Origin of the sequence: Sediminibacillus terrae, assembly GCF_009602435.1 — a bacterium.
GTDB classification, from domain to species: domain Bacteria; phylum Bacillota; class Bacilli; order Bacillales; family Amphibacillaceae; genus Sediminibacillus; species Sediminibacillus terrae.
In genome coordinates, this window is sequence record NZ_VZDQ01000001.1 from 57,649 (window position 1) to 81,431 (window position 23,783).

At 43.6% G+C, this 23,783-nt stretch carries 22 protein-coding genes; 7 read left to right on the forward strand and 15 right to left on the reverse strand.

What is annotated here, in order from left to right; translation table 11 throughout:
• Positions 1-82: 82 nt before the first annotated feature.
• From F6X55_RS00260 to F6X55_RS00270, 3 genes are read right to left on the reverse strand one after another with little or no spacing between them, the layout of a single operon-like run.
• Positions 83-286: a DUF951 domain-containing protein gene (locus F6X55_RS00260; protein WP_153461457.1), complete on the reverse strand. Its 204-nt coding sequence runs from the start codon at positions 284-286 to the stop codon at positions 83-85.
• Positions 287-289: 3 nt separating this feature from the next.
• Positions 290-1,186: a mechanosensitive ion channel family protein gene (locus tag F6X55_RS00265; protein ID WP_337189808.1), complete on the reverse strand. Its 897-nt coding sequence runs from the start codon at positions 1,184-1,186 to the stop codon at positions 290-292.
• 44 nt (positions 1,187-1,230) lie between these two features.
• Positions 1,231-2,250 carry a YkvI family membrane protein gene (locus F6X55_RS00270; protein ID WP_026568908.1) on the reverse strand — a complete coding sequence of 340 codons (1,020 nt, stop codon included), beginning with the start codon at positions 2,248-2,250 and terminating at the stop codon, positions 1,231-1,233.
• 134 nt (positions 2,251-2,384) lie between these two features.
• Between F6X55_RS00270 and yyaC the strand changes: the two genes are divergently transcribed.
• Positions 2,385-2,975: a spore protease YyaC gene (gene yyaC, locus F6X55_RS00275; protein WP_153461459.1), complete on the forward strand. Its 591-nt coding sequence runs from the start codon at positions 2,385-2,387 to the stop codon at positions 2,973-2,975.
• A gap of 133 nt (positions 2,976-3,108) precedes the next feature.
• On the opposite strand, the gene F6X55_RS00280 is transcribed toward yyaC, so the two are convergent.
• The 12 genes from F6X55_RS00280 to rpmH all read right to left on the reverse strand — a co-directional run bounded on the left by F6X55_RS00280 (position 3,109) and on the right by rpmH (position 15,791).
• Positions 3,109-3,822, reverse strand: coding sequence for a DUF554 domain-containing protein (locus tag F6X55_RS00280; RefSeq protein WP_153461461.1), 714 nt, complete (start codon positions 3,820-3,822; stop codon positions 3,109-3,111).
• 123 nt (positions 3,823-3,945) lie between these two features.
• On the reverse strand, positions 3,946-4,782 hold the full coding sequence (locus tag F6X55_RS00285) for a ParB/RepB/Spo0J family partition protein (RefSeq protein WP_026568911.1): 837 nt from the start codon (positions 4,780-4,782) through the stop codon (positions 3,946-3,948).
• Positions 4,754-5,536 (reverse strand): ParA family protein, encoded by a 783-nt coding sequence (locus F6X55_RS00290; protein WP_153461463.1) that lies wholly within the window; start codon positions 5,534-5,536, stop codon positions 4,754-4,756. Before F6X55_RS00290 ends, F6X55_RS00285 begins: the two co-directional genes overlap by 29 nt.
• 206 nt (positions 5,537-5,742) lie before the next feature.
• Positions 5,743-6,606, reverse strand: a complete 864-nt coding sequence (gene noc / locus F6X55_RS00295; protein WP_026568913.1) for a nucleoid occlusion protein — start codon at positions 6,604-6,606, stop codon at positions 5,743-5,745.
• 583 nt (positions 6,607-7,189) lie between these two features.
• Complete coding sequence (locus F6X55_RS00300) at positions 7,190-8,236, reverse strand: ATP-grasp domain-containing protein (protein ID WP_153461464.1); 1,047 nt, start codon at positions 8,234-8,236, stop codon at positions 7,190-7,192.
• 744 nt (positions 8,237-8,980) lie between these two features.
• Positions 8,981-9,697: a 16S rRNA (guanine(527)-N(7))-methyltransferase RsmG gene (rsmG, locus tag F6X55_RS00305; RefSeq protein ID WP_153461467.1), complete on the reverse strand. Its 717-nt coding sequence runs from the start codon at positions 9,695-9,697 to the stop codon at positions 8,981-8,983.
• Between the two features lie 26 nt (positions 9,698-9,723).
• The gene (gene mnmG, locus F6X55_RS00310) at positions 9,724-11,613 is read right to left on the reverse strand and encodes a tRNA uridine-5-carboxymethylaminomethyl(34) synthesis enzyme MnmG (RefSeq protein ID WP_153461468.1); all 1,890 of its coding nucleotides are present in this window, start codon (positions 11,611-11,613) and stop codon (positions 9,724-9,726) included.
• A 51-nt stretch (positions 11,614-11,664) separates the two neighbouring features.
• On the reverse strand, positions 11,665-13,041 hold the full coding sequence (mnmE, locus tag F6X55_RS00315; protein WP_153461471.1) for a tRNA uridine-5-carboxymethylaminomethyl(34) synthesis GTPase MnmE: 1,377 nt from the start codon (positions 13,039-13,041) through the stop codon (positions 11,665-11,667).
• Between the two features lie 461 nt (positions 13,042-13,502).
• Positions 13,503-14,126: an RNA-binding cell elongation regulator Jag/EloR gene (gene jag / locus F6X55_RS00320; RefSeq protein WP_026568919.1), complete on the reverse strand. Its 624-nt coding sequence runs from the start codon at positions 14,124-14,126 to the stop codon at positions 13,503-13,505.
• Entirely contained in the window at positions 14,126-14,908 is a 783-nt protein-coding gene (spoIIIJ, locus tag F6X55_RS00325) for a YidC family membrane integrase SpoIIIJ (protein WP_153461473.1), read from the reverse strand. The genes jag and spoIIIJ overlap by 1 nt, the downstream gene beginning before the upstream one ends.
• A gap of 96 nt (positions 14,909-15,004) precedes the next feature.
• Complete coding sequence (gene rnpA / locus F6X55_RS00330) at positions 15,005-15,346, reverse strand: ribonuclease P protein component (RefSeq protein WP_026568921.1); 342 nt, start codon at positions 15,344-15,346, stop codon at positions 15,005-15,007.
• 310 nt (positions 15,347-15,656) lie between these two features.
• Positions 15,657-15,791, reverse strand: a complete 135-nt coding sequence (rpmH, locus tag F6X55_RS00335; RefSeq protein WP_019377820.1) for a 50S ribosomal protein L34 — start codon at positions 15,789-15,791, stop codon at positions 15,657-15,659.
• Positions 15,792-17,203: 1,412 nt separating this feature from the next.
• Here rpmH and dnaA point away from each other — a divergent pair.
• From dnaA to gyrB, 6 genes are all read left to right on the forward strand, one after another.
• Positions 17,204-18,556: a chromosomal replication initiator protein DnaA gene (gene dnaA, locus F6X55_RS00340; RefSeq protein ID WP_026772081.1), complete on the forward strand. Its 1,353-nt coding sequence runs from the start codon at positions 17,204-17,206 to the stop codon at positions 18,554-18,556.
• 229 nt (positions 18,557-18,785) lie between these two features.
• Complete coding sequence (dnaN, locus tag F6X55_RS00345; RefSeq protein ID WP_153461475.1) at positions 18,786-19,928, forward strand: DNA polymerase III subunit beta; 1,143 nt, start codon at positions 18,786-18,788, stop codon at positions 19,926-19,928.
• Positions 19,929-20,126: 198 nt separating this feature from the next.
• Complete coding sequence (gene yaaA / locus F6X55_RS00350; RefSeq protein ID WP_026568924.1) at positions 20,127-20,348, forward strand: S4 domain-containing protein YaaA; 222 nt, start codon at positions 20,127-20,129, stop codon at positions 20,346-20,348.
• A gap of 40 nt (positions 20,349-20,388) precedes the next feature.
• Positions 20,389-21,501 (forward strand): DNA replication/repair protein RecF, encoded by a 1,113-nt coding sequence (recF, locus tag F6X55_RS00355; RefSeq protein WP_026568925.1) that lies wholly within the window; start codon positions 20,389-20,391, stop codon positions 21,499-21,501.
• Positions 21,502-21,516: 15 nt separating this feature from the next.
• Positions 21,517-21,801: an extracellular matrix regulator RemB gene (gene remB, locus F6X55_RS00360; protein WP_026568926.1), complete on the forward strand. Its 285-nt coding sequence runs from the start codon at positions 21,517-21,519 to the stop codon at positions 21,799-21,801.
• A 41-nt stretch (positions 21,802-21,842) separates the two neighbouring features.
• Positions 21,843-23,759: a DNA topoisomerase (ATP-hydrolyzing) subunit B gene (gyrB, locus tag F6X55_RS00365; protein WP_026568927.1), complete on the forward strand. Its 1,917-nt coding sequence runs from the start codon at positions 21,843-21,845 to the stop codon at positions 23,757-23,759.
• Positions 23,760-23,783: the final 24 nt, after the last annotated feature.

Here is a 23,783-nt window from a genome sequence, read left to right on the forward strand (position 1 = left end):
AACTATGTCGTAGTTTATAGGTTTATACAAACAACAACCATCGTTTATCATCCGATTTTTGATTTGTTTCACGTGAAACAAATCATTCTGTTTCTTCCTGTCTTTCCAACACTTTTTTCATTTTGCTATTGAACTTCTTTCGGGGAATCATCACGCTGTGGCCGCAGCCTTCGCACTTAATCCGGATATCCATGCCCATTCTGATGATTTTCCAGCGATTTTCCCCACAAGGATGGGGCTTTTTCATCTGTACAACATCATGTAATTGATAGTCTTTTTCCTGCATCGTTTACTCCCCTCTTTCTCCTTGATTTTGATTGGAAGATTCCTGTTCCCGACTGTACATGACCATCCGTGGCAAAGGAATGTCAATTCCATGGCGTTCCAGCCTTCCTTTGATTTCCCTTCTCATCACTCTTGCGATCATCCAGTGCTCCATCGGCACCACTTCTGCAATCACCCGAATCACAACATGCGAAGTTTCCATTGTCTGTACGCCTAGCAACTCGGGCACTGTAATCATTTCCGGATATTGTGCCGGAAGTTCCGGAAGCAGCTGCTCAATGATTCTTTCCGCAGTCGGAATGTCCGCTTCATACGGGATATTGACATCCACTACTGCAATGCTGTTATGGATGGAATAGTTGGTCACCTGGTCGACGCTTCCATTGGGGACGATATGCAGCTCACCTGTCCAGCTCAAAATTTTTGTCGTCCTTAAGCCAATTTCTTCAACTGTCCCTTCTATCCCCGCAGTTTGTATATAATCGCCGACTGAAAATTGATCCTCGAAAATGATGAAAAAACCGGTAATCACGTCACGAACCAAGTTTTGCGTTCCAAACCCGATTGCCAATCCGGCGACACCGGCACCGGCCAACAGTGCGCCGATCGGAATGGTCATCGCGTCCAGAATCATGATGAAGGCCGTGAAATAGACAACATAGGTCAACGTGTTTTGGACTAGCTTTTTCAAAGTGTTTTCTCTTCGCTCGCTGATCCGGAACGGCCCTCGCTCCCGTTTACGGAAAATCCGGTTGATCAAAGTGGTACCGATCCGGATGATGAGTGCAGAGATAATCAGGATCATGATGATCTGCAGGATGACATATCCCACTTGCATCCAAAACTCCGGTCCCATCAGGCGTTTCACCCATTCAGCCCACTCTTGTTGTATTTGTTCCACTTTTTGTCCTCCAAAATTGATGGTAGTAATCATTTTACCATTTTTCATTCTATTTTGTACCTATTAACTATTGGATAGACGATAATACACGATAATACATAGAGATTGAGAACCCCATATAGTGGGTATAGGTATTCTATCAAGGTTGAGAAGCCTATGCTGGTCAGCGGAACCATAAGAAGCACGAGAATGGTAGCCAGCACCCAAAGCGGATAATTCAATTTGTCTCTCACTCTTGTAACCAGACCGAGTGTTCCGGAAACGGCAGTCGTGAAAATTGCCAGCCAGAGAAGCACCGAAATAAACAAAAACATGACATAAGGGTAATTCTTCAGTATTGCAAAAAGTGGAATTTCATAGAGCAAAACTTCGTCGGATATTTGGATGAGACTGTTGTTATAGATATAAGAAATAACACCGAGCACTATTCCGCTGCCGACGCTGGCGATCCATATCTCTCCCCTGCCCTTCATCTCGTTTCCGATGGCCCCGAGAACCGCAATGAGCGGCAGAATGTTAAGGGCGGTGAATGGAAAAGCTGCTGTCCAATTTCTTTGTTTCGATATGTCCGGCAAGAAGGAAAGTTGCTGATGAAAAGAAAAGATAAGCAATGTTGCTAATAGACCGGTAATCAACAATGGCAGGATGAAACTGTTCAAGGATAATACACCTTTTATGTCCCAAATAAAAACGCCAATCAACGGCAAAACGATCGCTGTGATGCCCCACCACGCCGGAAAACTGAAAGCATGCCAGGTAGCACCGCTGCCAGCCAGCATGATCACCGTGGTTGAAAATAAATAGACAATGATCATGCCATCGTACAAAAAAGACAGCTTTTTTCCGACGATGGTTTGCAGGACCGGCAAATAATGAGTCGATTGGCTTGTATAACTGATTTGCAGTACAACATAACAACTTATCGAGAAAAGAATCGTGAACAGCAGGATGGCTAGTCCACTTTCATGGCCAAAAAATTGCCAAAGCTCTCGTCCCGATGCATATCCTGCACCAATCATGGTGCCTACTATTAAAAACATCCATTTAAAACCTGATTTCCACATATTGATCTGCCACCTTTTCACCCGGTCAATGTTTGACAGGTTTTTTTACTGGACCTTTATGTAACACATTTGCACAGGTATAAAAGTATTAAAAATTCGTATACTAATACCAATATGTTTCTGGAGGAACAGCTATGAATCTAAAAAAGAGAATTTCCGGTAAAAAAGAAGGGCGTTTCCATTATGAAGATGTATTATTCTCCCAGAATATGCGGCAAGGTCTAACAGAATTACTGCCGTTTTATGCAAAGGAAATCGTTGTTGTCTGTATTGGCACGGATCGTTCAACGGGGGACTCGTTAGGACCTTTGACAGGCACCCTGTTAAACGAAAAAGCCAATCAAAGATTATCGGTATATGGCACTCTGTCAGATCCGATTCATGCCGTGAATTTGGAAGAAAAAATGGAAATGATCGAACAACGACACCCAGAAGCCTTTATTATCGCAATAGATGCCTGTCTGGGACGGATAGACTCTATCGGCACGGTAACCCTATCCCCTGGACCGTTAAAACCGGGAGCGGCTTTAAAAAAGCCCCTGCCGGATGTTGGAGATATACATCTGACAGGAGTAGTCAATATCAGCGGTTACATGGAGTTTTTAGTTTTGCAAAACACGAGACTGAACATTGTAATGCAAATGGCAAGAAAAATAACCGATTCCCTTCATCTTTTAGATTTGGAACTGTCAAAGCAGCAGGCTGTGCCCTTCCGGGTTAAGTAAGAACGATACTTAACATAGGGAAAAACAAAGAAACCCGTCCTTCATAACCGTGGACGGGTTTCTTTGCGATTCAATTGTCATTTCAAAAAATAAATCTCACAATCGCTGCCTTGACTGTATCGAGTGTGTCCATTCATCCTGCAATCAATCCATAAATGTAATATACAACGCCTACAGTCACCAGGGCAGGCAGCAGGTTGGCGACACGGATTTTTGTTAGTTTAAGCAGGTTCAAACCAATAGCAACAATCATCAGTCCTCCCACTGCCGTCATTTCAATGATAAATCCATCGAAAAACGATTGAGGGAACCAGCTGTCGATTTGTGTTGCCAAAAGCGCAATTCCTCCTTCATAAAACAAAACAGGTAAAACGGAAAATATGACACCCAACCCCATTGTAGTGGTCAGCACTAATGCGACAAATCCATCAATGAATGCTTTCGTGATCAATACGCCATGATCACCGCGTATGCCACTGTCCAATGCCCCGATGACAGACATGGCTCCGATGACAAATATCAAGGATGCGGTGATGAAGCCTTGTGCTACACTAGTCTTCCCCTTACCTTTTCCAGCAAACTTCCTTTCAATCCAGTAACCGGCATTGTTCAATTTTTCCTCAAGGTGCAGGGCTTCCCCTGCAATGGCCCCAGTAAGGAGTCCCAACAGGACCACGACAATGTTTTCGGAAGTCAAGGCCATTTGCAGCCCGATTAACAGGACCGCCAAGCCGATTCCATGCATGACGGTTTCTTTATATCTTTCAGGTATGTTCGCGAAAAACAAACCGATAAGTGATCCTATGATAATACAAATTACGTTTATCATCGTTCCAAGCAAAACCATATGTCCATCTCCACTCTTTTCCCTTGCGCTTCTTCTTTTTACCTTGTTTCACGTGAAACAAGATAAAAAATAAGCCCGGCCGTCAGGATGGGTATCCTGCTGGACCAGGCCTTGTTGGCACTGTTATTGAAATTTGCCAAGAATTCGATCTAAATCCTCATTCGAGAAAAATTCGATTTCTATTTTCCCTTTCCGCTTGCCACGGTGTATGGTGACACCTGTTCCCAAGTGGTCACGCAATTGGCTCTCCCTCTCCGAAATAAATATATCCTTTTTCGGCTTTTCCTTTTTCTTCTGGGGTGCCTTTTCGTTCAACTGGATAATCAGTTGTTCCACCTGCCGGACGTTTAAGCCTTCTTTTCGGATTTTATCAACCAGTGGATTCAGTTTTTGTTTATCCTTCAGGCCTAGTAAAGCACGTCCATGCCCCATTGTCAGTTCTCCATTGTTGATCAATGCGCTGATTTGGTCTGGCAAGCTTAACAGGCGGACCAAATTCGCAATGTGTGGCCTGCTTTTACCCAGCCTCCGAGCCAACTCTTCTTGGGTAATGTTTAATTCTTTCATCAAATTTGCATAAGCTGAAGCTTCTTCAATCGGAGATAAATCTTCCCGCTGCAGGTTTTCCAGAAGTGCCAGCTCCATCATTTTATCATCTGTCAACTCTTTGATGATGACAGGGATTGTTTTCAAGCCTGCTTCTTTGGCAGCCCGGAATCTCCTTTCGCCAACCACAATTTCATAGCCTTTGATGCTTTTTCTAACAATTAATGGCTGGAGAATACCATACTCCAAAATGGAATCCTTCAATTCTTCAATCGCATCTGCATGGAATGTTTTCCTTGGCTGATATGGATTCGGCCTGCATTCTTTCACCGAAATTTCCTGAACAGATTCCTCTTCCTTTGTTTCCAACTCAGGAAAAAAAGCATTAATACCTTTCCCCAACCCTCTCGCCATTAGCGATCACTTCCTTTGCTAAGTCTAGATAAACATCTGCGCCTCTAGATTTGGGATCATAAATGATAATCGGTTGTCCATGGCTGGGCGCTTCTCCAAGCCTGATATTTCTTGGAATGATGGATTGATAAACTTTATCCTGAAAGTACTTTTTGACTTCTTCGATTACCTGGATGCCTAAATTTGTTCTGGCATCAAGCATCGTCAACAACACACCTTCGATCATCAGTTCCTTGTTCAAATGTTTTTGCACAAGTCTGATGGTGTTTAACAGCTGACTTAAACCTTCCAAGGCATAATACTCACACTGTACAGGAATAAGGACAGTATCTGCTGCTGTCAGTGAGTTAATCGTCAATAATCCTAGAGATGGCGGGCAATCGATAATCACGTAATCATATTCATCCTTGACACTGTCGATTGCCTTTTTCAATCTGACTTCCCTGGATATAGTCGGTACCAGCTCTATTTCAGCGCCGGCAAGTTGTATGGTTGCGGGTATGATATCTAAATTTTCTACGGTTGTAGGAACACATACTTTTTCAGCTTCTAAATCTTCCACCAGCACATTATAGATGCACTGCTCCATATCCGCTTTATTTATTCCTACGCCACTCGTTGCGTTTCCTTGCGGGTCAATATCGACAAGCAGGACTTTATAGTTTAAGTATGCGAGACATGCACTAAGATTCACTGCTGATGTAGTTTTTCCTACGCCACCCTTCTGATTAGCAATGGCGATTACTTTTCCCATGGTGTCACCTACCTACTCTAAAACTTCTAACTCTTTTATTTTATCACTTATTTTACTCTATGAATGCGAAAAAAAGATAGTTTTTTAAAATGTTAGCTTTTTGTAATCATCTTATGAATCAACGCATCAACGATTCAACCGCCTGCGGTGTTCCACATGGAACAAAAGAGTGCTAAAAAACACCCATCTTTATTAAAAAGATGGGACTAGCCTTGATTATTCTTTTTCGGAATTTTAATCGTGATTTGATAGTAATTCTCATGGTCTTCTTCATCGGTTTCTAAATCGATTCCGGTATCAGAAACCATGGTCAGTGATTGGCGAATCGTATTCATTGCAATTCGCATATCTTTATTCACGCCTTTTAATTTTGCTTTCTTTTGCTTCGGTTTGTCGGCAGATAGTTTGGCGATCCGCTCTTCTGTTTGCTTGACATTCAAATCCTTTTCCAGGATTTCAGCGAGGATTTTTTCCTGTTTTTCAGGATCCTTTAAAACGATTAAGGCGCGTGCATGCCTTTCGGTGATATGTTTTTCAAGTAATGCCTGCTGAACGGATTCAGGCAGTTTCAACAGACGCATTTTGTTGGCTACAGTCGATTGGCTTTTCCCCAGGCGTTGGGCAAGCGCTTCCTGGGTAAGTCCATGCAACTCCAATAAGCGCTGATAAGCCATCGCTTCCTCGATGACAGTCAGCTCTTCTCTTTGTAAATTTTCTATTAAAGCAACAGAGGCTGTTTCTGTATCGTTCATTTCTCTAATGATGGCAGGAACATTTTCCCATTGTAAGTACTGTACCGCCCGCCATCTTCTTTCTCCCGCAATTAGCTCGTACCCTTCCTCTTCCTTGTCCAGTTTACGGACGACGATTGGTTGAATCATCCCGTGTGTATGTATCGTTTGGGCTAATTCTTCAATCTTTTCCTGTGTGAAAATGGATCTCGGCTGATAGCGGTTCGGTTCTATCTGATTGACAGGAATTTGGATTACTTCATCCGGATGATATTCCTCTTGGACTTCTGAGTCTGATTTCTCACCTAGGCCAAATATACGGCTGAACGGGTGTAACATAGTCAGACACACCACCTTTACTAAACGGTCATTGGCTATATCGTATCGATTCTATTTGCGATGTTCCACGTGAAACAGGGAAAAATAGAAAACAGAAAATGCGCTGCAGTGAGAAGCTGCTGCGCATTGATAGCCATTTCAGTTTCCAATTATTATTTTATCATAGATTTGGCAAGAAAAGTATCGTTCTGGATTGTTTATTTTATAAAAATTGTCTATTTGCCGGCTTATCGTCATAAACACGGGGCCGAGACAAAAGCATGGCCATCAAAACAAAAACCGAGCGAATTTGACTGATCAATCAAATTCGCTCGGTTTTTAATAGTTGTGTTTCTTAGAAAGACTTCTTATTACCCTGTTGTTTGATGCGTACTTGTATGTTACGGCAAGGTAAGCAGACTCCAGCGGTATTTAGCTGAAGCCATGCCCGCGGAAAGCGAAGTACCTTGCCGGAGTGGAGTGTGCTCTTTAGATAAGTGAATGTTAGAACGGTTTACTTTTTTAAACCAAAAAAACCGAACGAATGATGGAATCGTTCGGTTCTTGTTTTGACCACGATACGTTTGTCCCAGCCACACTTCCTTTACTCTGCCTGGTTATGCAGTTTTTCTTCATTGATTTTGGTGACCAAGTCATAACGTGCCAGTTCCATTTCCGGAGTCGATGTCAACCACTCAAAGTCAACCGGCTTTCCTGCTGCCAGAGCGATAAAGGCTGCCGGAATGTCGGCTCCAGCAGCGTGTGAAAAAGCATAACCGCCGCCAAACCGCGGGTTGATGTCAATGATATAATAATCCTTTCCATCATAAAACACATCGGTATTCAAATAGCCTTTATGCTTAAAGTGGTCTCCGATCTTTTTACCGATTTCCACCAAAGGCTTATCATGGCTGGTAATCGTACGATCGACATCTCCCCCACGCATAGCCAGCTGTTTTCTTGCCAGTGAAGTAAGGAATTTTCCTTCTAAATCGTTGACAATATCCAGACTGTATTTTTCTCCTTCAATGACTTCCTGGATGATGACATTGTCTTCCGGATCCTTTTCTGTATCGAAACGAAGCGGTGATTGCTCTATTTTATGGACTGCCAATTGGTATGCTGACTTCAACTCCTCCATATTGTTGACAATCTCTATCCCGATAGACGCAGAGCCATTGCGTGGTTTTACAATAAATGGAAAGTAGCTTTCCCCGTTATTTACACCTGCTTGGACGTCTTCAATCGTAAAGTATGAAACCGGGGCTTTTAAACCGATTTCGCCCAGCAGTTCTTGATATCTTCCTTTGTCCCTTACCTTGGTCACTACTTCAAGATCCGGGATGAACAACTTCACTCCTAGTTCATCAAAAGCAGCCTTGTTCTCAGCTAATTTCGGAACCTCCCAGTCATTCAAAGGAATCAACATTTCAATTTTATCTTCCTTGCAAATTTCCAGTATTTTTTCGGCATATTTATCATCGGTCTGATGCGGAATGATATAGGAACGGTCCGCTACCTGCAGCGATGGTGCGTTATAGTCCGGGTCTGCAACAATCACATTCCCCAGAATCCCCGCTTCTTTCAGTGCTTCTTGAAAAAAACCGATAAAATCTATTCTTCTCGCACCGGATGTCAGTAAAATATTCATATTTGCTCCTCCAAATCGCTGTATTTTTCTGCTTTCCATGGTGAGTAGTTGTTATATGCCCAGATAAGCCGCAGGACAAACCTATGTAACGTAATAGTTAATAAATTGTATTACTTTGGGATTGCCACCAAAACAAAAAAACCGAACGGATTCCAAAATCGTTCGGGGATGCTTGCCCCCTTGCCTTTGTCACAGCTACTGCATTATCCGTTGCTACTTTTCTTTTTATCTTTTTTATCAGACCACCAAAAGAGCAATGCAAAAACAAGGGCTATAATGCTGGTATAGGTGGTCAACTCCTCTCCTCCTGTAACTGTAAAGCAAAGCATTAGTATAGCGAAAAAAATCACTGTGAATTGGAAAATCCATGTTGTAGTTGAAATGAATATCACCTTCTTTTTTCTTTTGAGGGAGAGAGATAATTCATTTTGGTAGACGTTACTACAATGAATTTCTTCACATTTTCGTATTCTTCATTAGGTGATATTTCTCCTTTTTAAGAGTCAATCATTTTTCCCGGATTACGTTTCCTCTACTTTTTTAAGATGAAGAAAGACCGAGCGTTTAGACACAAAAAAGCTGTCCACAGCAAAGGGACAGCTTTTTTCAACAGAATGGAAACTATAAATTTCTGTGAGAGTCTGATTACAATGCCCTCCCCCTTGAGGTCTAAAGCAAAGCCTCTGTGGGGCAAAGACAGCCATCACGAGGTTTTGCTTAAAGCTTGGAGGGGCACCCTATTTTTCAGGAAATAGGAGTTCTGTTCGGAACCCCTGGCTTCCTCGGGTATTTGTTCGGCGTTTTTCTTTTCTTTTGAATAATGGCGATATTCCGTTCGCCATTGTCACCAGGTAATGCAAATGTATGCGTATCGACCGGTTCCCCGCCAAGTACCGTAATGGCCGTTCCCGCATCCGACATTTCCTCGGTCAGCTGAGGCCCCTTCATGGCAAGGAACGTACCACCCGTTTTGCAAAGCGGGAGGCACAACTCTGCCAATACCGACATACGTGCCACTGCCCTTGCTGTTACGACATCATACTGGCCGCGGAACTTATCGTTTTTCCCGAATGTTTCCGCCCGGTCATGATAGAATGCCACATCGCTCAAACCGAGTTGGTTTGCCAAGTGGTTCAAAAAAGTTATCCGCTTTTTCAACGAGTCGACGATGGTCACTTTCAATTCCGGAAAACATATTTTTAACGGCAGGCTCGGGAAACCTGCGCCGGCCCCGACATCACAAACGTGGAGCGGGCCAGTAAAGTCATGGTAGAAAGCGGCGGAAATGGAATCAAAAAAGTGCTTTGCATATACCTCTTCCCGGTCTGTAATGGCCGTCAGGTTCATTTTTTCATTCCATTCCACCAGCGTTTTAAAATACGTGTCAAATTGATCGATTTGACGATCGTTTAGCGTTATTCCATGTTTTTTTAATTCTGTTAGAAAGGTTTCCTGATTCATCGATAAATCCTTTCTTTTCCTATATTTTATTGATTGGCAACGCGGGAAACATTTCCTTGCTCGATATAGACTAGCAAGATGGAAACGTCAGCTGGATTGACTCCGGAAATACGGGAAGCCTGACCGACAGACAATGGTTTGACGCGCTTCAGTTTTTCTCTCGCTTCCGTCGCTATACCGCTGATCGCATCATAATCGATATTTTCCGGTATTTTTTTGTTTTCCATTTTTCTCATCCGCTCAACTTGTTGATTGGATTTGTCAATATAGCCTTGATACTTGGTCTGGATTTCGACTTGTTCTTTCACACCAGCCGGCAATTCTATGGCTGCAGGCGTTATTTTTTCCAACAGTTCGTACTTCATTTCCGGGCGTTTCAACAGATCAGCAGCTTTGACTGCCTCTTTTAAAGCAGTACCGCCCGCTTCCTCGATAATCTCCTGTACTTCTGCTTCTGGTTTTAAAATAACTTTGGACAGGCGTTTTCTTTCCTGTTCGATCAACTGCTTTTTCTCTGTGAATCGGTCATAGCGCTCCTGCTTGATGGTCCCTAGCTTATAGCCGATTTCCGTCAACCGCAAATCAGCGTTGTCATGACGGAGCAGAAGCCGATACTCGGCCCGGGAAGTCAACAGGCGGTAAGGCTCGTTTGTACCTTTTGTCACCAAATCATCGATCATGACACCGATATAAGCTTGTGACCGATCCAGAATCAATGAATCGACATCAAGTGCTTTGGCTGCCGCATTGATACCAGCCATGATTCCTTGCCCGGAAGCTTCTTCATAACCGGATGTACCATTGATTTGCCCAGCAGTGAACAATCCTGGAACAGCTTTGAGTTCCAGTGTCGGCCACAACTGTGTCGGTACGACCGCATCGTATTCAATGGCATAACCGGCCCGCATGATTTCCGCATTTTCCAAACCAGGAATGGTTTGCAGCATTTCTTTTTGAACGTATTCTGGAAGGGAAGTCGACAGTCCTTGGACATACACTTCTTCGGTGCTTCTTCCTTCCGGCTCCAGGAAAATCTGATGGCGCGGTTTGTCGTGGAAACGCACGACCTTGTCCTCAATGGACGGACAGTAGCGCGGACCTGTACCTTTGATCATTCCTGAGTACATGGCCGACAGACTTAAATTATCATCGATGACCTTATGGGTGAACTCATTCGTATAAGTCAACCAGCATGGAATTTGGTCGGTAATGATTTCTGTCGTTTCATAAGAAAAGCTTTGCGGGTTCTCATCCCCTGGCTGAATTTCCGTTTTCGAGTAATCGATCGAATGGCTGTTCACTCTTGGAGGGGTTCCTGTTTTGAAACGTACCAGTTCGATCCCGAGTTCTTCTAAATGCTCGGACAAAGATACAGAGGCACGCTGGTTGTTCGGTCCGCTTTCATAGGATAAATCCCCGATAATCACTCTTCCGCGCATGAACGTACCTGTCGTGATAACGACCGATTTCGCATAATAAGCTGCCTTGGTTTCGGTGACGACTCCCTTGCACTCGCCATCTTCGACGATCACTTTTTCGACCATGCCTTGGCGCATCGTCAGGTTTTCCTCATTTTCCAACATCCATTTCATTTCCTGAATATACAGCGGTTTATCCGCTTGAGCACGTAGAGCCCGTACAGCCGGGCCTTTTCCAGTATTCAACATACGCATTTGAATATATGTTTTATCGATGACCTGTCCCATTACACCCCCGAGGGCGTCGACTTCTCTCACCACTACACCTTTGGCAGGTCCGCCGACCGAGGGGTTGCAGGGCATGAAGGCAACCATGTCCAGGTTCATCGAAAGCATCAAGGTCTTTGCTCCCCGTCTCGCCGAAGCAATCGCAGCTTCACACCCCGCATGGCCGGCTCCTACTACGATCACATCATAATGTCCAGCATCATATGTCATTTGCTGTCTCTCCTTTTATAAAAAGCTGTCAGTACCAGCTATCTTTTATCATTATTTACCTAAGCAGAATTGGGAAAACAATTGGTCGATCAAGCTGTCATGGACAGTATCCCCGATTATCTCTCCAAGAATCTCCCACGTCCTCGTAACATCAATCTGGACCAAATCTATCGGCATTTGATTTTCCATGCCGTCCATCGCATCGGACAATGCTTGCAACGCTTGTTTTAGCAGCTGAATATGCCTTACATTGGACACATAAGTCAGATCGCCTGCATCCAAATCGCCTTCAAAGAACGTATCCGAAATTGCTTTTTCCAGATCATCGATGCCTTTTTCTTCTATCAAGGCTGTCGTAATCACAGAATGATCCTTCGCCAATTCTTTTACTTTCTCTATATCGATTTTTTGCGGCAAGTCGGTTTTATTTACAATCACGACAACTTCCAGACCTTCTACCGCTTTGAATAAATTGAGATCCTCCTGGGTCAGTTCTTCCCCATTGTTTAGCACAAGCAGAATCAAATCCGATTCTTTTAAAACCTGCCTTGATTTTTCCACCCCGATCCGCTCGACGATATCTTCTGTTTCCCGGATTCCCGCTGTGTCGACCAGACGCAAAGGAACTCCGCGTACGTTGACATATTCCTCGATGACATCCCTGGTCGTACCGGGGATTTCGGTAACGATTGCCTTATTTTCGTGGACCAGCGCATTCATCAACGAGGATTTACCGACATTCGGCCGGCCGATGATAGCAGTCGACAAGCCCTCACGTAAAATTTTGCCCTGCTTGGCAATTTCCAGCAGGCGCTCGATTTCACGATATACCTCTTTCGTTTTGCTGATCATCATTTGATGCGACATTTCTTCCACATCGTCATATTCAGGATAATCGATATTCACTTCTACATGCGCCACCGTTTCCAGCAGTTCCTGGCGCAGTTTTTGAATCAGCTGGGACAGACGACCATCCATTTGTTTGAGGGCCACGTTCATCGCTCTGTCGGTTTTTGCTCTGATTAAGTCCATCACCGCTTCTGCCTGTGACAAATCGATCCGGCCATTCAAGAAGGCGCGTTTAGTAAACTCTCCCGGTTCAGCAAGGCGTGCACCTTGGGCAAGGACTATTTCTAGCAAGCGATTCACCGAAACCAAGCCACCATGACAGTTAATCTCCACGACATCTTCCCTGGTAAATGTTTTGGGTCCTTTCATGACAGTCACCATTACTTCTTCTGCAACTTCGTTGGTAGACGGTTCGATGATTTTCCCGTAATGGATCGTATGGGACTCCACTTCAGTGAGTGGTTTTCCATCGAACAATTTGTTCGCAATCCCTATCGCTTCCGGTCCGCTCAATCGGACGATAGCGATGGCACCCTCCCCGATCGGTGTCGATATCGCGGTAATCGTATCTGTTTCCATCCGTTTCACCTCCAACTATTCTAAATTCCATCTATATATAGTGCCCATTAAATTTATCACCAATTAGCGACCGATTATTGCTGTAGTCACTAACTTATTAGCATATCATAATCTGACACATTTGAAAATATCCACAAGCGGTTTTCTCCAATTCGGTTATCCACATGTGTATAATTTCATTTTCTTCTGGCCTTGTGTTTTCTATCCACAGCCTTTTCCGAAAGCTTATTTTAACACTTATTGGGGATAATACCTAGAAGAATGGCTGATTTTCCTCTTATACAATTTAAAGATTTCTCCTTGATTGGCGGTACATCCTCATACGGGACGACGGAATTATCGAAAAAGATGGAGTGGCGGCGGATAGAAGGGAGCAAGCGGCAAAGAAAGGACGCCGCGTTTATTCCTGCAGGCAGCAAAAAATCCGGCTGTCGATGAAAGTTCCGACAGCCGGACTTGGATTAAGAGTATGATGGTTTGATGACTACGTGCCGGTTTGGTTCCACGCCGGCGGAAGTAGTGTTTACCTTTTTATGTTGTTGCAATGCTGTATGGATGATTTTCCTTTCATAAGAAGGCATCGGTTCCAGCGTGACTTCTCTATGAGTATTGATCGCTTTGTCTGCCATTCTTTCAGCAAGATTGATCAACGTTTCTCTACGTCGGCCCCGATATCCTTCCGCATCCACTACAACGGTAAAACGCTTGTCTGCGTAGCGATTCAACACGAGTTGAACCAAATACTGCAACGCATTCAACGTTTGTCCCCGTTTGCCGATTAATATTGCAATCTTATCGCCGGAAAGATCGAAGGTTACCTGTTTGTCTGTGACAATCGTCTCGACTTCTACAGATACTCCTAATTCTGCGATTATCTCCTTTAAATACGCTTCTGTTTTTTGTATCGGATTTTGTGCAACGGATACTTTGACAATTGCCGGTTTAGAACCGAAAATTCCCAGGATTCCTTTTTTTCCTTCATCAATAATATCCAAGTCAACTTGGTCCCTCGAGGTGTTTAACTGCTTCAATGCTGATTGGACCGCATCTTCAACTGTTTGTCCAGTAGCAGTTACTTGTCTCACTATTTCGTTCCTCCTGTTTGAGCATCCTTATCCTTCATCATCGGCTTTCTGATGAAAACTGTCTGGGCTACCATGAAGATGTTACCCACTACCCAGTACAACGCCAGCGCCGACGGGAAGAAAATAGCTACAACCCCAATCATGATCGGCATCATGTAAAGCATCATCGTCATCTGCGGCATCATCGCATTTTGACTTGTATTCGTACCTGCCATCATCAACTTTTGTTGTAGGAAGGTCGCTCCGGCAGCTACGATTGGCAGGATGTAGAAAGGATCCGGTTCGCCTAATTGGAACCAAAGAAAGCTATGCTCTTTGATTTCCGCCGTTCTCATGATCGCCTGGTAAAAGGCAATCAAAATCGGCATTTGGACGATCAACGGCAAACAGCCTGCTAGCGGATTGACGCCGTTTTTCTGGAACAATTCCATAGTCTCCTGCTGCAGCTTCTGCTGCGTATTGGCATCTTTCGAACTGTATTTTTCCCGGATTTTTTGCAATTCCGGCTGGATATCCTGCATCGCTTTCGAGCTTTTCAGCTGCTTGATATTCAGCGGCAGTAAAACCAATCTAATTAAAATAGTAACTAGAACGATCGAAAGACCGTAATTTTCATTAAACATGTTCGCTACATAGGTGATCAGCTGTGACAAAGGCCATACAAACCAGTTATTCCAAAAGCCTTCGCTGTCTGCTGTAATATCCTGGTTTACCTGTGTACAACCGGAAAGCAAGCCTAGTACCAGTGTCAAGGCCATTAGCAATAAGACCTTTTTACGCAATATACTTCCTCCTTACTTCTCTACCATCATCGATGTTAGTTATCTAATTGTATTCTACCATGTATTTTACAGGTGTTCTATATAAAATAGAGCAACCTACCTGGCAAGCAGTCTTGACTTGGACAACACATGCATCAAGCTTTTCTTGATCTGGTGAAAGTCCATGTCCTTCGCAGGTTTGCGAGCAATGACGATGATATCGTAGGTATCCGCCACCTGCTCGTCCAACTCCAAAAATGCCTGCCTCAGATAGCGCTTTATCCGATTGCGAACCACTGCATTACCGATTTTCTTGCTGACAGATAAACCGATGCGGTAATGCTCCTGACCTGTTTTAGCCAGATAATAAATAACCAGCTGCCTATTGGCAAATGATTTTCCTTTTTTAAATACAAGTTGAAATTCTTCATTTTTCTTCAAACGATACGCTTTTTTCATGTGAAATCTCCTCCAACTGAAGGTAAGCACGGTGCAGACCTCAGAGGATCAGTGAAGTAATCGGTAATCTGCAGGCAAATAAAAACTGCTGCCCTTATATGGAAGTGCAGCCGATCCTGTCTCCTATCGTTTCCGGAAAGACGGCAGAAAAAACGTGCTCCACATCATTATTCAGTAAAAGGCCGTGTTTATGTATGGCTAAAAATATCAAAAACAGGTGGTAAAGCCTTTTTTATCTGATTCTATTATAGATAGAGCTACGAATTTTCGGCCAAAAGTGGAAAAAAGACCACTGAAAATCTTCAGTGGCCTATGCAGATAATACTTTTCTTCCTTTACGGCGACGACGAGCTAGAACTTTGCGTCCGTTTTTCGTGCTCATGCGTGTACGAAAGCCGTGAACTTTTTTACGTTTACGATTATTTGGTTGAAATGTACGTTTCATCTATAACACACCTCCCTGAGGATGAAAAAATTCTTCTAATCAAGACAGTCCCATTCATTATACGGAATAGTGGTTTCATCTGTCAACTTGTTTTCAGACAATCCAGCCATCCAACCATTGCCAATTTTTCAAGATCCCCTTCCCCCGCTTTCCTCTCGTTTGAACACCCGCGCATTTAATATAAACTGCGACATAGTTTGGATGCGACTTCCTGAACTTACTTTTGTTGAGTTGGAATTCGACGCTGCGAAAATACCCTGCGCTTTCCGCGGGCGGCTGGTGAGCTTCCTCGAGCTGGCGCTCTGCGGGATCTCACCGAGGCCTTTCCTCCCGCAGGACAAGGAAGGCTGCGGCAGCGATGCATCGTACGAAGAAAATTGTTTTGTATTTTCGAGGAGTCTCCAGGTATTTTCTTCGCTAGGAACAGCTTTCTGTTAAAAAATGCGTGTACTAGACATTTTTTATCCATGTTACTCCAAGCATCGTATCATCAAAAGATTGCCGGAAAACAAGTAGAAAGTCCAAGAACAGGATAATAAATGGAACTTCAACTATCTATTTATGAAAAGAAGTACACATTTCCTGACAAAAGCTTTTAAGATGGCTTGTTGGAACTCAAAGAAAAAGTCTCTAGGTTTGCGATAACACCATGCTTCTTAGCGTAGGTAGCATGCGTAGACTCCAGCGGGAACAGCGCGAGCTGAAGATTCATTAGGTAAAGCGGTTTACTTTACCTAGTTAGCTGAGGCCGTGCCCGCGGAAAGCGAAGTATGCTACCGAAGCGTTGGTTAGCACGCTTTTTGAATAGAACATTACAGTTACTGCGCATTTTCTATCCACATCAAAGTAAGAGCACTCTACTAATATCAACCTAACTGTTATATCACAAGCTGTTATACCACAGCCCTTCTCAACAAAAAACCTTCCGCTCGGTCCCTATCCGAAAACAGACTTTGACAGTTATCCACATAGCCTGTACACTCTTTTTTCATGAACAAATCTTTTTCCACATCGGTTATCGACAAATTAATCACAAAATATAGTGCTGTGGATAGTTTTTGTCTACAACCTGTAGTTTTTGTGGATAACTGTCGAAAAACCATTGCGCCATCCCGATTTATTTGATATTATATTTGTGTTTTAACAGTTGAAAACTGACCGTGCATATTATTTTTATCCACAGATTGTGGATAGCGTGTGGACATTTACACACATTCTTGTTTTTAAAGTTATCAACAACATTGTGGAATACTTCGATAATCGGATCTATCCCCTGCAATGACCGTATCTTTTTATCCACATTTACTTCGTTATAATTCTCATACCTTTCGATCTTTCTCTCGACATAGATCCAAGAAAGATTGCGAGAGGTTTTTTATTTCTCTTAACTTACTGAAAGGGGTGACGACGGGTTGGAGAACATCCAAGAGTTATGGACAAACACGCTGAAATCCATCGAACAAAAAATTAGCAAACCAAGCTATGATACATGGTTGAAAAACACCAAGGCAGACCAACTGGACGATGATACGTTAGTCATTTCGGCCCCTAACGAATTCGCACGGGATTGGCTGGAGAGCCGTTATACCAATTTGATTTCCGATGCTTTATTCGAAGTTACCGGTGCCGAATTAAAAACAAAGTTCATTATTCCAGAAACGGTTCACGAGCCGGACGACGTCAAACCGCCTGTTAAGAAAGTCCCTGATATCAAAAACAACGATAATGGGGAATCACCGAAGTCGATGCTGAATTCGAAATACACCTTCGATACCTTTGTAATCGGATCAGGCAACCGTTTCGCCCATGCCGCTTCCCTCGCTGTGGCGGAAGCACCGGCCAAGGCCTACAACCCGTTATTTATCTACGGTGGTGTCGGATTAGGAAAAACCCACTTGATGCATGCGATCGGCCATTATGTATTGGATCATAATCCAGCAGCCAAAGTGGTCTATTTGTCTTCCGAAAAATTCACGAATGAATTCATCAATTCCATTCGTGACAACAAGGCAGTGAATTTCCGGAACAAGTACCGGAATGTCGATGTGCTATTAATCGATGATATTCAATTCCTGGCCGGAAAAGAACAAACCCAGGAAGAATTTTTCCATACTTTTAATACCTTGCATGAGGAAAGCAAGCAAATTGTCATTTCCAGCGATCGGCCGCCGAAGGAAATCCCGACATTGGAGGATCGTCTTCGTTCCCGATTTGAATGGGGGTTGATCACAGACATTACCCCGCCGGACTTGGAAACCAGAATTGCCATTTTGCGTAAAAAAGCAAAGGCAGAAGGTTTGGATATTCCGAACGAAGTCATGCTTTATATTGCCAATCAAATCGACACCAACATCCGTGAACTGGAAGGTGCATTAATCAGAGTGGTGGCCTATTCTTCATTGATCAACCAGGATATCGATGCTTCACTGGCTGCCGAGGCGCTGAAAGACATCATTCCGAGCTCGAAGCCCAAAGTCATTACGATTGACGGCATTCAGGAAATTGTAGGAGAACGTTATAACGTCAAGCTTGAGGATTTTGCGGCTAAAAAGCGGACAAAGTCGATTGCCTTTCCTAGACAAATTGCTATGTATTTAACAAGAGAATTGACCGACTATTCTTTGCCTAAAATCGGAGAAGAATTTGGCGGACGAGATCATACCACGGTTATCCATGCCCATGAAAAAATTTCAAAGATGATCAGCCAGGATAACCAGTTGCAAAAAGAAATCGAAGAAATAAAGGAACAGCTAAAATCCCTGTAAACAGCACTCTTCTCTTTTTATTTTCGGAAACGGGGGCTGTCCTTCTGTTTTTTCCACATGTGAATAACGTGAATAACCATACAAACTTACTAACACTCTATCCACAGCCAGATAAGCTTTACTTCCTGGGAAGAATTTGAGTTATCCACATAATCACATGCCCTATTACTATTACTACGATTTTTTATTAAAAAAAATATATAATATACTTCCCCTAGGAGGATTATTGATGAAATTTGTAATTCAGCGTGATGAATTGATGAATAGCGTACAACATGTCATGAAGGCTGTATCTTCCAGAACGACTATCCCGATATTGACAGGAATAAAGGTAGAAGCGGGAGAAGAAGGCATTAAATTGACGGGAAGTGATTCTGATATATCAATCGAATCCTTCATTCCCAAAGAAGAAGACGGAATTGTCTACGTGGAGCAAATAGAACAAGGCAGTGTTGTATTGCAGGCAAAATATTTTCCGGATATCGTCCGTAAACTTCCGGAAAAGACAGTGGAGATCGAAGCTGATAATCACTTGAAAGTCACCATCCGTTCTGGGGGATCGGAATTCCATTTGAACGGGCAAGATGCGCAAGAATATCCACAACTGCCCCAACTTCATACGGAAGACAGTTTTGAGTTACCCACAGATTTATTGAAAAACTTGATCAAACAAACTGTTTTCGCAGTATCCACAGTGGAAACCCGTCCGATTTTGACAGGTGTGAACATGAAGGTGGAAGAAGGTCACTTGAATTTTATCGCTACGGACAGTCATCGACTTGCGTCAAGAAGAATACCGTTGGAAGAAGCCAATTCCCAAGTGAAATTTTCCAGTGTCGTCATCCCGGGTAAAAGTTTGATTGAATTGAATAAAATTCTGGAAGGCAGCGAGGACTCGATTCAAATCAGTGTAACGGAAAATCAAGTATTATTCCGGACGAAGCATTTGTATTTCCTTTCCCGCCTGTTGGACGGAAATTATCCGGAGACATCCCGGTTGATTCCAGAACAAAGCAAAACAGTTGTCCACAGCGCCACTAAAGAACTGCTTCAATCGATTGACCGTGCTTCGCTGTTGGCAAAAGAAAGCAAGAACAATGTGGTTCGGCTCATGACAAAAGAAAACAATCAAGTTGAAATAAGCAGTAACTCCCCTGAGGTAGGAAATGTGACAGAGGAGGTTGCCGCCCAATCCATCGATGGGGAAGAGTTAAAAATCTCCTTCAGTGCCAAATATATGATGGATGCATTAAAAGCAGTCGACAATGAGCAGGTAAGAATCGAGTTCACCGGTGCTATGCGGCCATTCATCATCCGGCCGATCGACGATGACCAGATTCTGCAATTGATTTTGCCTGTAAGAACTTACTAAACGTTGGGAAAACAAACTTTTTAAACTCTTGCCGGAGTGTCCTGGCAAGAGTTTTCCCTTTTATAACAGTTTTTTGGCAGGATATGCTCTGCAAGGAGAAGGAATACTAACTGACAACGCTCTAGCTTTTGGATGGCGCTTTTCATATTCCGAAATGTTTAGTAAAATAAAAAGAAGGCATAAAAGTCAGGTGATAACATGAACGAAGAAATTGAAATCAATACTGCGTATATCCAACTAGGTCAGTTTTTGAAACTGGCCAATATTTTGGAAACCGGCGGTATGGTAAAATTGTTTCTGGCCGAGTATCACGTTTTGGTGAACGGCGAGCCGGAAAATCGCAGGGGTAGAAAACTATATCCCGGCGATACGGTTGAAATAGAGGAAGTTGGTTCTTTTACTGTGGCTAAGCAAAAGTGACGGTTTTTCCTCATGAACCAGGAAAAGAAAGGGAATTCGGATGCATATTAACCAACTAGCCCTTAAGAATTACCGGAATTATGAGCAAATGCAATTAACCTTTGATGATAAAATCAACGTCATAATCGGCGAAAATGCCCAAGGCAAAACGAATTTGATGGAGGCTATCTATGTACTTGCCTTCGCGAAATCACACCGGACGCCGAGAGACAAAGAACTTGTCCAATGGGAGAAAGAATATGCTAAAATAGAGGGGAATGTCTCAAAAAGAAACAGAAGCTTCCCCCTGGAAATCATCATCTCTTCCAAAGGCAAGAAAGCCAAACTGAATCATCTTGAGCAGCGGCGCTTGAGTGACTATATCGGAGCGATGAATGTAGTCATGTTCGCACCTGAAGACTTGAACCTGGTAAAAGGCAGTCCACAGGTCCGCAGGCGCTTTATCGATATGGAAATCGGACAAATTCAGCCCACCTATATCTATCATCTAGTTCAATACCAAAAAATCGTCAAACAACGGAATCATTTGTTGAAAGGTTTACAAAGAAAACAGCAGGCCGACCGGACGATGCTCCAAGTATTGACAGAGCAGCTGATTGAGCATGCTGCCTTTATCATAGAAAAACGATTTACCTTCCTGGAATTGTTAAGGAAGTGGGCGGATCCCATTCACCAGGGAATCAGCCGCGGGATTGAACGACTCGAAATTAACTACCAGGGCACGATTGAGGTATCAGAAGACAGTAATAGGGAAAAAATAACAAGTATGTACCAGCAGCGTTTTGCGGAAGTGGAGAACAAGGAAATCGATAGAGGGACGACGCTTGTCGGACCCCACCGCGACGATCTGCTGTTTCTTGTCAATGGCAAAGATGTGCAGACATATGGATCACAGGGGCAGCAGCGCACCACCGCTCTTTCGTTGAAGCTGGCTGAAATAGAGCTGATTTACAATGAAGTCGGTGAGTATCCTATCCTGCTGCTTGATGATGTGCTTAGCGAACTGGACGATTACCGACAATCTCACTTGCTGAACACGATACAGGGAAAAGTACAAACATTTGTATCGACCACCAGTGTGGACGGCATAAAACACGAAACACTGGAAAAGGCAGAACTATTCCACATAGAAAATGGAAAACTCGTCACGTAGAAATGGGGGAAAACGTTGTTTATTCATATTGGAGATGATAACGTCATTCGTTCAGAGGAAGTGGTCGCTATTATCGATCATCAGCTAGTAGCTTCCTCTACGATCAATGAGCAGATGCTTTTCAATCAGCGCAAAAACAAAAACGTGCTGGACCCCTCGGAGGAAGGGACGAAATCAATAGTCATCACAACAAATCATATTTATTACAGTCCCTTGTCCGTATTGACATTGAAAAAGCGTGCGAGCATGATTTCGACGATTAGTAAATTAGAAGACTATTCGGAGTCTTTTGAAGAATAGAACCCAAAGGATCAAACCCTTGAGAAGTGTAGGTGAAAGAGTTGGCAGATAATATAGTAAATGAGCAAACGTATGACGAAAGCCAAATTCAGGTGTTGGAAGGTTTAGAGGCTGTCAGGAAAAGACCTGGCATGTACATTGGATCCACGAATGAACGCGGCTTGCACCACTTGGTGTGGGAAATCGTCGATAACAGTATCGACGAGGCTCTTGCCGGTTACTGTGATACCATCCAAGTCTTCATTGAGAAGGATAACAGTATTACAGTGACGGATAATGGACGCGGAATTCCAGTCGGGATTCAGGAAAAAACGGGTCGTCCGGCAGTCGAAGTAATCATGACCGTGTTGCATGCCGGAGGAAAATTCGGCGGGGGCGGTTATAAGGTATCGGGCGGTCTCCATGGTGTAGGGGCATCGGTCGTAAATGCCTTGTCGACGGAATTGAATGTGTATGTGCACCGGGACGGTAAAATCCACCATCAAAGTTTCCGTCGCGGCGTACCGAATGGCGACTTGGAAGTTATCGGGGAAACGGAAACAACTGGTACCCGCACCCATTTCAAACCCGATCCGGAAATTTTCGATACTGTCAGATATAACTATGATACGCTGGCTCAGCGCCTTCGTGAATTGGCCTTTTTGAACAAAGGGCTTACCATCACCATCCAGGACAAGCGCGAGGACAGTGAACCGGAAACCTTTTTCTATGAAGGCGGAATAAAATCATATGTAGAGCATTTGAATAGATCCAGAGAAGTATTGCACGAACCTTTCTTTGCGGAAAAAGAAGAAGAAGAAATAACAGTGGAAGTGGCATTGCAATACAACGACGGCTTTGCCAGCAATATTTATTCCTATGCCAATAATATCCACACCTATGAGGGCGGAACCCACGAGTCCGGGTTCAAAACTGGTCTGACACGGGTGATCAACGACTATGCCCGTAAAAACAGCATGTTCAAAGAAAATGATCCGAATTTATCGGGAGATGACGTCAGGGAAGGTCTGACTGCCATCATTTCCATCAAGCACCCCGACCCTCAATTTGAAGGGCAGACGAAAACAAAATTGGGCAATGGCGAGGCAAGGGCGATCACCGACCAGGCCTTCAGCGAAATGTTCTCTAAGTTTTTGTTTGAAAACCCTGATTCAGCAAAGGCGATTGTCGAGAAGGGGTTGATGGCTTCACGAGCCAGAATAGCAGCCAAAAAAGCGAGAGAGCTGACCAGACGCAAAGGGGCGTTGGAAATTTCCAATCTGCCCGGAAAGCTGGCCGACTGCTCTTCTAAGGATGCCTCCATCAGCGAATTATATATCGTAGAGGGGGACTCTGCCGGAGGGTCTGCAAAACAGGGAAGAGATCGTCATTTCCAGGCAATCCTGCCTTTAAGGGGAAAGATCCTCAACGTAGAAAAAGCGCGTCTGGATAAAATCTTATCCAATAACGAAATCCGTACGATCATAACAGCACTTGGAACGGGAATCGGCGAAGACTTCGACATTTCCAAAGCGCGTTATCACAAAATCGTGATCATGACAGATGCAGATGTCGACGGTGCCCATATCCGTACGTTATTATTGACGTTCTTTTATCGTTATATGCGTCCGTTGATTGAAAATGGATATGTTTATATTGCCCAGCCGCCTTTATATAAAATCCAGCAAGGTAAAGCTGCATATTATGCTTACAACGATAAAGAAATGGAGCGTATCCTCAGCGAAATTCCAAAGGCCCCGAAACCTGGATTGCAGCGTTATAAAGGGTTGGGTGAAATGAACGCGACCCAGCTATGGGAAACGACCATGGATCCAGACAGTAGAACATTGCTTCAAGTAGGCTTGGAAGATGCAATGGATGCCGATCAGATTTTTGATGTATTAATGGGGGACAAGGTCGAACCGAGACGGAATTTCATCCAGGACAATGCCCAATACGTCAAGAATCTCGATGTCTGATATTGAACACTTCAGGTAGCCAGA